The sequence below is a fragment of the Streptomyces sp. NBC_00691 genome (assembly GCF_036226665.1).
GTDB lineage: Bacteria > Actinomycetota > Actinomycetes > Streptomycetales > Streptomycetaceae > Streptomyces.
Genome location: NZ_CP109007.1, coordinates 1,923,436 through 1,935,490, shown reverse-complemented (window position 1 = coordinate 1,935,490; position 12,055 = coordinate 1,923,436). Strand labels below are relative to the sequence as shown.

Annotated in this window: 11 protein-coding genes; all 11 read left to right on the top strand. The window is 72.2% G+C overall.

Going from position 1 to position 12,055, the window contains the following annotated elements:
- Positions 1 to 160 precede the first annotated feature (160 nt).
- The 11 genes from OG392_RS08670 (at position 161) to OG392_RS08620 (ending at position 12,055) form a co-directional block, all read left to right on the top strand.
- Positions 161 to 2,146, top strand: coding sequence for a tetratricopeptide repeat protein (locus tag OG392_RS08670; RefSeq protein WP_329277267.1), 1,986 nt, complete (start codon positions 161 to 163; stop codon positions 2,144 to 2,146).
- Between the two features lie 147 nt (positions 2,147 to 2,293).
- Positions 2,294 to 3,409, top strand: a complete 1,116-nt coding sequence (gene ald / locus OG392_RS08665) for an alanine dehydrogenase (RefSeq protein WP_329277265.1) — start codon at positions 2,294 to 2,296, stop codon at positions 3,407 to 3,409.
- Positions 3,410 to 3,858: 449 nt separating this feature from the next.
- On the top strand, positions 3,859 to 4,884 hold the full coding sequence (locus OG392_RS08660) for a ParA family protein (protein ID WP_037637819.1): 1,026 nt from the start codon (positions 3,859 to 3,861) through the stop codon (positions 4,882 to 4,884).
- Positions 4,869 to 5,375, top strand: a complete 507-nt coding sequence (locus OG392_RS08655; protein WP_329277262.1) for a hypothetical protein — start codon at positions 4,869 to 4,871, stop codon at positions 5,373 to 5,375. Before OG392_RS08660 ends, OG392_RS08655 begins: the two co-directional genes overlap by 16 nt.
- A gap of 44 nt (positions 5,376 to 5,419) precedes the next feature.
- Positions 5,420 to 6,451: a segregation and condensation protein A gene (locus OG392_RS08650; protein ID WP_329277260.1), complete on the top strand. Its 1,032-nt coding sequence runs from the start codon at positions 5,420 to 5,422 to the stop codon at positions 6,449 to 6,451.
- Positions 6,448 to 7,053, top strand: a complete 606-nt coding sequence (gene scpB / locus OG392_RS08645; RefSeq protein WP_329277258.1) for an SMC-Scp complex subunit ScpB — start codon at positions 6,448 to 6,450, stop codon at positions 7,051 to 7,053. The genes OG392_RS08650 and scpB overlap by 4 nt, the downstream gene beginning before the upstream one ends.
- Complete coding sequence (locus OG392_RS08640; protein WP_329277256.1) at positions 7,053 to 8,303, top strand: pseudouridine synthase; 1,251 nt, start codon at positions 7,053 to 7,055, stop codon at positions 8,301 to 8,303. Before scpB ends, OG392_RS08640 begins: the two co-directional genes overlap by 1 nt.
- Positions 8,304 to 8,476: 173 nt before the next feature.
- Positions 8,477 to 9,130, top strand: a complete 654-nt coding sequence (gene pnuC, locus OG392_RS08635) for a nicotinamide riboside transporter PnuC (RefSeq protein ID WP_329277254.1) — start codon at positions 8,477 to 8,479, stop codon at positions 9,128 to 9,130.
- Positions 9,127 to 10,206 (top strand): AAA family ATPase, encoded by a 1,080-nt coding sequence (locus OG392_RS08630; RefSeq protein WP_329277251.1) that lies wholly within the window; start codon positions 9,127 to 9,129, stop codon positions 10,204 to 10,206. The genes pnuC and OG392_RS08630 overlap by 4 nt, the downstream gene beginning before the upstream one ends.
- 59 nt (positions 10,207 to 10,265) lie before the next feature.
- The gene (locus tag OG392_RS08625) at positions 10,266 to 11,036 is read left to right on the top strand and encodes an NUDIX hydrolase (RefSeq protein ID WP_329287142.1); all 771 of its coding nucleotides are present in this window, start codon (positions 10,266 to 10,268) and stop codon (positions 11,034 to 11,036) included.
- Positions 11,033 to 12,055, top strand: a complete 1,023-nt coding sequence (locus OG392_RS08620; RefSeq protein ID WP_329277249.1) for an ADP-ribosylglycohydrolase family protein — start codon at positions 11,033 to 11,035, stop codon at positions 12,053 to 12,055. The genes OG392_RS08625 and OG392_RS08620 overlap by 4 nt, the downstream gene beginning before the upstream one ends.

The window sequence follows — 12,055 nt, the reverse complement described above, 5'->3', positions numbered from 1 at the left end:
GAGTCAGGTGCGCGTGGTGTGACGATCTGTTGATCCGATCGGGGGACGTGTTCGTCGTGCTCCGCCAGGTCCGGTGTGCGCCCTGAACTACGCTCGGGATCGCCCGTGCGGAGCCCCCGTGCGGGATCGGCTCGTGCGCAGGTGGACGGGAGCGTGGCCCGTGACGGATCAGGCGGTGGCGGCGGCCGGCAGCCGGCAGTTCTTCGGCCGGCAGCGGGAGTTGAAAGCCCTGCGCGCCGACATCGAGCGGACCGGCCTCGACACCCTGACCGGCCGTAAGGCACCCCGCGCCCGGGTCCTCCTCGTCGCGGGCAAGCCCGGCTCCGGACGTACCGCGCTCGCCGAGGAACTCGCCGCCGGACTCTCCGGCCAGTACCCCGACGGGGTCTTCCGCGCACGGCTCACCGAGCCCGGGGGCGACCCCGTCCCCACCGCCCGCGTCGCCCAGGAGCTCCTCGCCGCGCTCGGGGTCCCCGAGCCCCCCGGCGCCGCCGAGGACGAGCTGACCGAGCTGGTCCGCACGGCGCTCGGCGAGCGCCGTGCCGTCCTCGTCCTCGACGACGCCGTCGACGCCGAGCACGCCGATCCGCTCATCCCCGACAACCCCGACTCCCTGGTGATCGGCGTCGCCCGCGGGCCCCTCACCGGCATCCCCGACGTGCGGCCCTGCACCCTGGGCGGGCTGGACCCCAAGTCGGCCATCGAACTGCTCACCGCCTTCACCGGCTCCGTACGCATCACCGTCGATCCGCAGGCCGCCGAGACGCTCGTCGAGGAGTGCGGCGGGCTGCCCGCCGCGGTCGTGCTCGCCGGCGGCTGGCTCTCCACCCGCCCCAAGGCATCCGTCGCCGATCTCGCGAAGCGGCTGCGCGCGCTCAGCGGTGATCCGCTGAGCCGCGCCTTCGCGCTCGCCCACGAGGCGCTGCCCGCGACCGCCGCCCGGATACTGCGATTCCTCTCCCTCGCGCCCGTCGGCCGGGCCGACGCCCACACGGCCTCCGCCCTGGCCGGCTGCTCGGTCTCGGCCGCGGCGACCACCCTCGCCGACTTCGCCGCCCTGGGGCTGCTGGAGGACGGCGAGGACGGGCAGTACCAGGTCCCCGGCCATCTCGTCCCTCTGCTGCGCGCTCAGCTGGAGGAGCGCGACCGGCCCGCCGAGGTGCAGCTCGCCCGGGCCCGGATGCTGGAGCGGACCGTACGGCTCCTCCAGTCCTGCCGTGCGGTCACCGAACCCGAGGGCTCGCCGGCCCGCCGGAAGCTGGCCGGTCTGCCGCGCGCCCTGAGGTTCCCCACCGCCGAGGCGGGCGCCGACTGGCTGCGTTCCCGGCAGTCCTTCCTGCTCGCCTCCGCCCGGCTGGCCGTCGCCGACGGGGAGCTCGACACCCTCGCCCGCCGGCTGGTCGCCTCGCTGGTCAGGGCACTGGCCGCGCACCGGGGTGCCGAGGCGGCCGCACCGCAGCTGTACGGGCTGCACCAGCTGGTCCTGGACGTGGCCGAGCGGCGCGGGCTGCACCGGGAGCGGGCGGCGGCCCTGCTGAACCTGGCCGATCTCGATGCCCGCACCGGCAGGACGAAGGAGGCTCTGCTGCGATATCGGTCGGCTTTGGATGCCGGACGCGCAGCAAATGACCCGTACGCGACCGGTCGCGCGATGGAATCCGTAGGTGGCTCGTATCAGGAGCTGGGGGACTGGCAGCGGGCCGGCGACTGGTACGGGCGAGCGCTCGCCCAGCGCCTCGCCCGGGACGAGCGGGCGGATCAGGCCAGGCTGTACGCCCGCCTCGGCGCCGTACAGACCTACGCGGGCCGGTACGGCGAGGCCCTGCGGAACTGGCGGGCCGCCGCTGCGGGCTACCGGCGGCTCGACGATCTCCCGGGCCACGCACGGGCGTTGAGCGAGGCCGCCCGGGTCCAGGAGTACGCGGGACGACCCGAGGAATCGCTCCGGACCTGCGAGGAGGCCGTCGAGTGGGCCCGGCGCGCCCAGGACACCCGGCTGCAGGCCGCGCTCCAGCTGCGGCTCGCCGACACCCTCGACCGGCTCGGTGACCCGGCTGCGGCCCGCCTGCACCGGGCCGCAGCCGAGAGACTGCTGGAATCGGAATCATCTGCCTACGAAATCCGCAGTGGGTTGATCAAAGATTAGTACTTTGAAAGGCTAGACAGCAGGAACTCCTTCATTAGACTGGGTGCGCCGCGTTCGAACGTGGTCTGCCCCGGTGCGCCGCAGTGCATCCGGGTATGTATCGCAGTGCCCCATGTATCCCCCCTGATTCAAGGACCGTGATCGACGATGAAGGTCGGCATCCCCCGCGAGGTCAAGAACAACGAGTTCCGCGTGGCCATCACCCCTGCGGGTGTCCACGAGCTCGTCCGCCACGGCCACCAGGTCTTCGTCGAGCAGAACGCCGGTGTCGGCTCCTCGATCACGGACGAGGAGTACGTCGCCGCGGGCGCCGAGATCCTCCCCACCGCCGACGAGGTCTGGGCCACCGCCGACCTGCTGCTCAAGGTCAAGGAGCCGATCGCGGAGGAGTACCACCGCCTCCGCAAGGACCAGACGCTCTTCACCTACCTGCACCTCGCCGCCTCCCGCGAGTGCACGGACGCGCTCCTGGAGTCCGGCACCACCGCCATCGCGTACGAGACCGTGGAGACCGCGAACCGCGCCCTCCCGCTGCTCGCCCCGATGTCCGAGGTCGCGGGCCGCCTGGCCCCGCAGGTCGGTGCCTACCACCTGATGCGCTCGGTCGGCGGCCGCGGCGTGCTCCCCGGCGGCGTCCCCGGCACCCACGCCGGCGAGTGCGTCGTCATCGGCGGCGGCGTCTCCGGCTGGAACGCCACCCAGATCGCCGTCGGCATGGGCTTCCACGTGACCCTGCTCGACCGTGACATCAACAAGCTCCGCGAGGCCGACAAGATCTTCGGCACCAAGGTGAAGACGATCGTCTCCAACGCCTACGAGCTGGAGAAGGCCGTCGTCGAGGCCGACCTCGTCATCGGTGCCGTCCTCATCCCGGGCGCCAAGGCCCCGAAGCTGGTCACCAACGAGCTCGTCGCCAAGATGAAGCCCGGAAGTGTCCTTGTCGACATTGCGATCGACCAGGGCGGCTGCTTCGAGGACTCGCACGCGACCACCCACGCCGAGCCGACCTTCCAGGTCCACAACTCGGTCTTCTACTGCGTCGCGAACATGCCGGGCGCGGTCCCGAACACCTCCACCTACGCCCTCACCAACGCCACGCTGCCCTACATCGTGTCGCTGGCGAACAACGGCTGGGCCGAGGCGCTGCGCCGCGACGCCGCGCTCGCTCTGGGCCTCAACACCCATGACGGCAAGGTGGTTTACAAGGAGGTCGCCGAGGCGCACGGCCTCGAGCACGTCGAGCTGGGCACCCTTCTGGGCTGACCCTCGCGGCATCGCCGTCAACGCGTGCCGTCAATGCCACACGCCCGGCCGGACCTTGTTCGACAAGGTCCGGCCGGACGTCTGTCCGGACCCGGCGGAACGTTCGGCCAACTCGCCTCGAACGTAACCCTTTAACCGTTTCGCACACCCCTGAAACGTGTGGATGCATGCCTGCGCACCCTTGACAGAGAGGTGTTCGGTTGCCGACACATCGGGCCGGGTCCGGCGGATTGTGTTGCTGCGGAGCGGTGACACGCCATAGAGTCGCCAACCGTCGGCATGGTGCCACGCTGACCTATCGATAAATGTTCCTGGTGACATCCAAGGAGGTAAGACGACTTGTGAATGAGTCGACAATTACTCCCGGGAGCGGTGCGCCAGGTGCTCCGATCGGCTCCGTCGCGGTGCGGACCTTCGCGACGCACCAGCCCATGACGACAGCCCACACGATGAAGACGATGGACGGCCTACACGTGAACGCCACGGCCGGCAACGAGATGGGCCGAGAGTCCACCCACTTCGCCGCCTTTGACGAGGTGCCCGAGGGGCACTTCTACGACCCCGACGCCGAGTACGAGCCCGACCCCGAGTACGCGGCCACCCTCGCACCCGACGCTGCCCGTCAGCGCCGCGAGCGGATCGGCCCGACGGGACGGCCCCTGCCGTACTTCCCGATCCCCGGTCCGCTCACGGACCACGGACCCGCGAAGATCATCGCGATGTGCAACCAGAAGGGCGGCGTCGGCAAGACCACGTCGACCATCAACCTGGGTGCCGCGCTCGCGGAGTACGGACGGCGGGTGCTGCTCGTCGACTTCGACCCGCAGGGAGCCCTGTCGGTCGGCCTCGGCGTGAACCCGATGGAGCTCGACCTCACCGTCTACAACCTGCTCATGGAGCGGGGCATGTCGGCGGACGAGGTCCTCCTCAAGACCGCCGTACCCAACATGGACCTGCTGCCGAGCAACATCGACCTCTCGGCCGCCGAAGTCCAGCTCGTCAGCGAGGTCGCGCGCGAGTCGACGCTCCAGCGCGCCCTGAAGCCGCTGATGAACGACTACGACTACATCGTGATCGACTGTCAGCCCTCGCTCGGCCTGCTGACCGTGAACGCCCTGACGGCGGCTCACAAGGTCATCGTGCCGCTGGAATGCGAGTTCTTCGCGCTCCGCGGAGTGGCGCTGCTCACCGAGACCATTGAGAAGGTCCAGGAGCGGCTCAACCCCGAGCTGGAGCTCGACGGCATCCTCGCCACGATGTACGACTCCCGTACCGTGCACAGCCGTGAGGTCCTCGCGCGCGTCGTCGAGGCCTTCGACGACCACGTGTACCACACGGTCATCGGGCGGACGGTGCGCTTCCCGGAGACCACGGTCGCCGGCGAGCCCATCACCACGTACGCCTCCAACTCCGTGGGCGCCGCCGCCTATCGTCAGCTCGCCAGGGAGGTGCTCGCCCGGTGTCACGCCGAGTGAGTCTGCCCGGCGCCGACGAACTCTTCCGTACGACCGGGGGGACGGCGCTCCAGGCGTCCGCACCCCGCCGGGCCGTCCCGGCCCCCGCGGGCGAGAGCGACACGACGGCGGCCGAGGGCTCCGCGGAGCACGCGGCGGCGGACTCCGAGACATCGGAGCCGCGCGCCCGGACGGCGGAGCCCGAGGGTGCCGCCGCTCCGAAGCCCGCGACGCCCAACGCCGCGGTGCCCGCCCCGGCGGCGCGGCGGCGCGGCGGCCGGGCCCCGAACCGGCGGCCCAGCGGCCGTGAGCGCCACGACGAGAAGATCACGGTCTACGTCTCCGCCGAGGAGCTGATGGACCTGGAGCACGCCCGGCTCGTCCTCCGGGGCGAGCACGGTCTCGCCGTGGACCGGGGCCGGATCGTCCGGGAGGCCGTCGCGGTCGTCCTGGCGGACCTGGAGTCACGCGGCGACGCGAGCATCCTCGTGCGCCGCCTGCGCGGCCGCTGACGGTAGCCTGCGGGCTGCCGCGCTCCCCGCTCCCCTGGACCTCCATGCACCACGCCTCTGACGAAACGTCCCGCCCACCCCGCCGTCGCGCCCTGGGCCGCGGTCCGGGCGAGCCGGAGGGCCCCACGGCCGCCGAGGCCGGGGGGCGGGCTTCCGCCGGGGCCGCGGAGGTCTCCGAGGCCGCGCCCCAGGCCGGATCCGGGGCCGGGGAAGCGGCCGCCGACGTACCCGAAGGACCGCCGGCCGACGTAACCCGGGCACCGGCCGCCGACGTGCCCGAGGGGGACGGGCGGTTCACCGTGCGGCTGGCCAACTTCGAGGGGCCCTTCGATCTGCTGCTCCAGCTGATCACCAAGCACAAGCTCGACGTCACCGAGGTCGCCCTCTCCCGGGTCACCGACGAGTTCATGGCGCACCTGCGCGCCCTCGGGCCCGACGGGGACCTCGACCAGACCACCGAGTTCCTCGTCGTCGCCGCCACCCTGCTCGACCTCAAGGCCGCCCGGCTGCTGCCCGCCGCAGAGGTCGAGGACGAGGCCGACCTCGCGCTCCTGGAGGCCCGGGACCTGCTCTTCGCCCGGCTCCTCCAGTACCGCGCGTACAAGCGCATCGCGGCGATCTTCGAGGAGCGCTGGGAGACCGAGGGCCGCCGCCACCCCCGTACCGTCGGACTCGAACCCCACCACGCCGAGCTGCTTCCCGAGGTCGTCATCTCCATCGGCGCCGAGGGCTTCGCCAGGCTGGCCGTCAAGGCCATGCAGCCCAAGGCCGAGCCTCAGGTGTACGTCGACCACATCCACGCCCCGCTCGTCAGCGTCCGCGAGCAGGCCGCCGTGGTCGTCTCGCTGCTGCGGGAGCGCGGGACGGCGCTCTTCCGGGAGCTCATCGAGGACGTCGGCGACGACACCCTCACCGTCGTCGCCCGCTTCCTGGCCCTTCTGGAGCTCTACCGCGAGAGGGCCGTCGCCCTCGACCAGGAGACCGCCCTGGGGGACCTCACGGTCTCCTGGACCGGCGGGGAGGCGGATCCCACGGGGGCCGTGACCGACGAGTTCGACCAGGAGACCACCGCATGAGCGACCTCAAGCCCTCTCTCGAAGCCGTCCTCATGGTCGTCGACGAGCCCGCCACCGAGGCGCACCTCGCCAAGGTCCTGGAGCGCACCCCCCGTGAGGTGGCCGACGCCCTGCGCGAGCTGGCCGACGAGTACACCGTCCAGGGCCGCGGTTTCGAGCTCCGCCAGGTCGCCGGCGGCTGGCGCTACTACACCCGCGCCGCCCACGCCGCGGCCGTCGAGGCCTTCGTCCTGGAGGGCCAGCAGGCCCGGCTCACCCAGGCGGCCCTGGAGACCCTCGCGGTCGTCGCGTACCGCCAGCCGGTCAGCCGTTCCCGGGTCTCCGCGGTCCGCGGAGTCAACTGCGACGGCGTGATGCGGACCCTCCTCCAGCGGGGTCTGGTGGAGGAGGCGGGCGCGGAACCCGAAACAGGTGCGATCCTGTACAGGACGACGAACTACTTCCTGGAGCGGATGGGCCTGCGTGGCCTGGACGAGCTCCCCGAGCTCGCGCCCTTCCTCCCCGAGGCGGAGGCGGTCGAGCCGGACTCACTGGAAGGGGTCCCGTCGTTCGATCCGGATGCACCGGATCGTGAGGACGACGACGACAAGACGGAAGTTTGATGCGAAGCAGCAGCGGCAGGAACAGCAGCGGAAACAACGGCGGGAGCCGTGGTGGCAACAGCGGCGGCCGCGGCGGCAGCAGCGGTGGCGGCCGTGGTGGCAGCGGCGCCGGCGGTGGCGGCTACCGGGGCTCCGGTGGCTCCGGCGGCAGCGGCTCCGGTGGCGGTGGCTACCAGGGCGGCTCCGGCGGTGGCCGGGGCGGCAGCGGCGGCGGCTACCAGGGCGGCGGCCGTGACGGCCAGAAGAGCCCGAGCAACCCGCGCCGGCCTCGCCCCGAGGAGCGCTCCTACGACGTGAGCCCCCCCTCGGAGGCCCCGAAGAAGGGTCGCGGCGCCGCGGCCCGCGGCGGCGCCAAGGGCGGCCCCAAGGCCCCGCAGGGCGGCATGCCGCCCCGTCGCGGCCCGCACGGCCAGCGCCAGGCCCCGGCCCGCTCGCGCGAGCTCGACGCCAAGATCGAGCAGCGCAACCGCGAGCGGTACGAGAACCGGCCCGAGATCAAGACCCCGAAGACCTTCCCCGGCGCCGAGCAGGAGGGCGAGCGGCTGCAGAAGGTCCTCGCCCGTGCCGGCATGGGCTCGCGGCGTGCCTGCGAGGAGCTCATCGAGCAGGCCCGTGTCGAGGTCAACGGCGAGATCGTGCTGGAGCAGGGCAAGCGCGTCGACCCGGAGAAGGACGAGATCAAGGTGGACGGCCTGACCGTCGCCACCCAGTCGTACCTGTTCTTCGCGCTCAACAAGCCGGCCGGCGTCGTCTCCACCATGGAGGACCCGGACGGCCGCCAGTGCCTCGGCGACTACGTCAACAACCGTGAGACGCGTCTCTTCCACGTCGGCCGGCTCGACACGGAGACCGAGGGCATCATCCTCCTCACCAACCACGGTGAGCTGGCCCACCGCCTCACGCACCCGAAGTACGGCGTGAAGAAGACCTACCTGGCCGCCATCACCGGCCCGCTGCCCCGTGAGGTCGGCAAGCGGCTCAAGGACGGCATCCAGCTGGAGGACGGCTACGCCAAGGCCGACCACTTCCGCGTGGTCGAGCAGACCGGCAAGAACTACCTCGTCGAGGTGACGCTGCACGAGGGCCGCAAGCACATCGTGCGCCGCATGCTCGCCGAGGCGGGCTTCCCGGTCGAGAAGCTGGTCCGTACGGCCTTCGGCCCGATCGGTCTGGGCGACCAGAAGTCGGGCTGGCTGCGCCGGCTCACCAACACCGAGGTCGGCATGCTGATGAAGGAAGTCGGCATGTAAGGCCTTCCGGCCTCCGCAGTACGTGAGAAGCCCGTGACCGCCACCCGGCGGTCACGGGCTTCGGCGTTCCCGGGGCGGCGCGGCGGGCGGTGGTGCCGTCGGCGCCGTGTTCCCGGGCTTGTGGCCGAAGCCCGTCGGCCTTTATAGTCAACATGACTCTTAAGGAGGCGGGCGTGAGCCTCGCAAGCATTCTCGAACCGCTGCAGCGGCCGCTCTTCACGATCCTCGACACTCCGGTCAGCTGGACCGAGGTCCTGGGATTCGGCAGCGGTGCGCTCTGTGTGTGGCTCGTCGCCCGTCAGCACCTCGCGAACTGGCCCATCGGCATCGCGAACAACCTGTTCTTCGTCCTGCTCTTCACACAGGCCGGGTTGTACGCCGACGCCGGCCTCCAGATCGTCTTCATCACCCTCGCCGCGTACGGCTGGTGGACCTGGACCCACGGGGGTGGACCAGGCTCCGACGTCCTCCCGGTGCGCCGCACCACGCGCACCGAGTGGACGTGGCTGCTCTCGGCGGGGGTGGTGGGGACCCTCGCCCTCACCGTGCTCCTCGACCGCGTCACCGACTCGACCGTCCCCTTCTGGGACGCCCTGACGACCGCGCTCTCCCTCATGGCGACCTACGGCCAGTGCCGGAAGAGGCTGGAGTCCTGGTGGCTGTGGATCGCCGCCGACGTGGTCTACGTACCGCTGTACGCGTACAAGGAGCTGTACCTGACCTCCCTGCTCTACGTCGGCTTCATGACGCTCTGCGTCCTCGGCCTGCGCGGCTGGACCAAGGACCTCACCGCACGCCGCGCCCTCCGGGTGGAGGCGGCGGCATGAGGCGCTACGGACACGGCCTGGTCCTCGGCAAGTTCTATCCGCCGCACGCCGGCCACCACCATCTCGTCGACACGGCCCTCGACCGCTGCGAGCGCCTCACCGTCCTCGTCTGCGCCTCCTCCGTGGAGACCCTCTCCCTGGAGGACCGGGTCGCCTGGATGCGCGAGGTCCACCCCGACGCCCTCGTCGTCGGAGCCGTCGACGACATCCCCGTCGACCTCCACGACCCCGACATCTGGGACGCCCACATGGCCGTCTTCCGGGCCGCCGTGCCCGAGCGCGTCGACGCGGTCTTCACCTCGGAGCCGTACGGGGAGGAGCTCGCCCGCCGCTTCGGCGCCGAGTCCGTCTGCGTCGACCCCGGGCGCGACCGCTTCCCCGTCTCCGGCACCGCCGTCCGCGCGGACCCCGCCGGCTGCTGGGACTTCCTGGAGCCGCCCGTGCGCGCCGCGCTCACCCGGCGCGTCGTCGTCCTCGGCGCCGAGTCCACCGGCACCACCACCATGGCCCTCGCCCTCGCCGACCACTACCGGCGGCGCGGCGGCGTCTGGGCCCGGACCCGGTACGTCCCGGAGTACGGACGCGAGTACAGCGAACTCAAACTCGCCGAACTCCGCGCCGAGCGCCCCGGCGCCGCATGGTCCGACGTCGCCTTCCACTCCTCCGACTTCCCCGTCATCGCCCAGCGCCAGGCCGAACTGGAGGAGGAGGCAGCCCGCGACGGCTCACCCGTCCTCTTCTGCGACACCGACGCCTTCGCCACCACCATCTGGCACGAGCGCTACATGGGCACCACCAGCCCTGCCACCGGCGAGATCGCCGCCCTCGGCCGACAGCACCTCTGGCTGCTCACCGACCACCGGGGCGTCGACTTCGAGGACGACGGACTGCGCGACGGGGAGCACCTGCGGCCCTGGATGACCGCCCGCTTCCTCACCCAGCTCGCCCACAGCGGCCGCCGCACGGCCGTCCTCAGCGGCCCGCACGAGGAACGCCTCGCGGCCGCGGTCGCCGCCGTCGACGGACTCCTCGCCGAGGGCTGGGACCTCGCCGACCCGCTGCCGGAGCGCCGATGAACGGCGACCGGGTACCGGGCGGAGAACCGGGGAGCGGGTCCGGGGCGGGGCCGACGGGGATGCCCGGGGCGGGGCCGGTCGGCGTGCCCGCCTCGGGGCCGGTCGGCGTGCCCGAGGGCTACGATCCGTACGCCTTCGAGCCGTTCGCCGTCACCGTGGATCTGGCCGTCCTCACCCTCCGCGAGGAACACCTCCACGTCCTGCTCGTCGAGCGCGGCCAGCAGCCGTACGCCGGACACTGGGCCCTCCCCGGCGGCTTCGTCCTGCCCCGCGAGTCCGCCGAGCGGGCCGCCCGCCGCGAACTCGCCGAGGAGACCGGACTCTCCGAGGCCACCGTCGCCGGACTCCACCTCGAACAGCTCCGCACCTACAGCGAGCCGGACCGCGACCCGAGGATGCGGGTCGTCTCCGTCGCCTTCGCCGCGCTCGTGCCCGACGCGCCCGAACCGCGCGGCGGCGGCGACGCGGCGCAGGCCCGGTGGATGCCGTACGGGACGCACGGGCCGCTCGCCTTCGACCACGACCGCATCCTCGCCGACGCCCACGAACGGGTCGGCGCCAAGCTGGAGTACACCTGCCTCGCGACCGCCTTCTGTCCGCCCGAGTTCACCCTCGGCGAGCTGCGGCAGGTCTACGAGACGGTCTGGGGCGTCGAGCTCGACCGCCCCAACTTCCGGCGCAAGGTCCTCGCCACGCCCGGCTTCGTCCAGGCCGTGGAAGGGCCGCCGCGCCTCACCGGCGGACGGGGGAAACCGGCCGCTCTCTACCGGGCGGGCGAGGCCACCACCCTCCATCCGCCCCTCCTGCGACCGGAAGGACGATCCACGTGAACCTGACCCGCACCGCGACCAAGCAGGCCGCGACCGGTTCCCTGGTCGGGCTGGCGCTCGGAGACGCGCTGGGCCGCCCGACGGAGTTCATCGACGTACCGCGCGCCATCAGCTGGTACGGCCCGTGGCGGGACATGCAGCTTCCCGACCCGGCCCTCGTCACCGACGACACCCAGATGGCCCTCGCCTTCGCCCGGGGCGTTCGGACCGCCATGGACCACGGAGTGCTCGCCCCCGAACGGCTCGCCGGGCCCGTCCGGGAGGAGTTCGTCGACTGGTACCGCTCCCCGGAGAACAACCGGGCCCCCGGCAACACCTGCCTCCAGGCCTGCCGGCTCCTGATGCTGGACACGCCCTGGCAGGACGCCAGCCAGCTCGGCTCCAAGGGCTGCGGCGCCAACATGCGGGTCACGCCCATCGGACTCGTCCCCGGGCTCAGCGAGGAGCAGCGGGCCGGCGCCGCCCAGCTCCAGGCGGCCCTGACCCACGGTCACCCGACCGCGCTCGCCGCCTCCGACCTCACCGCCCGCGCCGTGCACCTCCTCGCCCAGGGCGTCGACCCGGCCGGACTCGTCGGCCAGCTCCGCTCGTACGCGTACGAGAACCGCTCCCGCTACCACGACCACTGGCTCGGCGACCTCTGGACCCGCTCCCAGGACCCCTCCGCCCGGCACTTCGCCGAGCGCGGCTGGGACGAGTGCCTGGCCGTCCTGGAACGCCTCGACGCCGTGCAGCGCACCGCCGACCCGGAACTCGACCCCTGTACGTACACGGGAGACGGCTGGATCGCCGAGGAGGCCCTCGCGACCGGCCTCCTCAGCTTCCTCCTCTTCCCCGAGGAGCCCCTCACCGTGCTGCGCCGGGCCGCCTGCACCCGGGGCGACTCCGACTCGATCGCCGCCCTCGCGGGCGCCTTCGCCGGGGCCCACCTCGGCGCGGACGCCTGGCCGAAGGAATGGGAGGAGCGCGTCGAGTACCGGAGCGACCTCCTGACCTTCGGCGCGCTCTGGGATGCTTGA

What these genes read in the sequence shown, in the direction of transcription:
- OG392_RS08640 (WP_329277256.1), top strand. Translation starts at nt 7,053, where the DNA reads ATGCGAAGCAGCAGCGGCAGGAACAGCAGCGGAAACAACGGCGGGAGC.
- OG392_RS08650 (WP_329277260.1), top strand. Translation starts at nt 5,420, where the DNA reads ATGCACCACGCCTCTGACGAAACGTCCCGCCCACCCCGCCGTCGCGCC.
- scpB (WP_329277258.1), top strand. Translation starts at nt 6,448, where the DNA reads ATGAGCGACCTCAAGCCCTCTCTCGAAGCCGTCCTCATGGTCGTCGAC.
- OG392_RS08625 (WP_329287142.1), top strand. Translation starts at nt 10,266, where the DNA reads ATGCCCGGGGCGGGGCCGGTCGGCGTGCCCGCCTCGGGGCCGGTCGGC.
- OG392_RS08630 (WP_329277251.1), top strand. Translation starts at nt 9,127, where the DNA reads ATGAGGCGCTACGGACACGGCCTGGTCCTCGGCAAGTTCTATCCGCCG.
- ald (WP_329277265.1), top strand. Translation starts at nt 2,294, where the DNA reads ATGAAGGTCGGCATCCCCCGCGAGGTCAAGAACAACGAGTTCCGCGTG.
- OG392_RS08660 (WP_037637819.1), top strand. Translation starts at nt 3,859, where the DNA reads ATGAAGACGATGGACGGCCTACACGTGAACGCCACGGCCGGCAACGAG.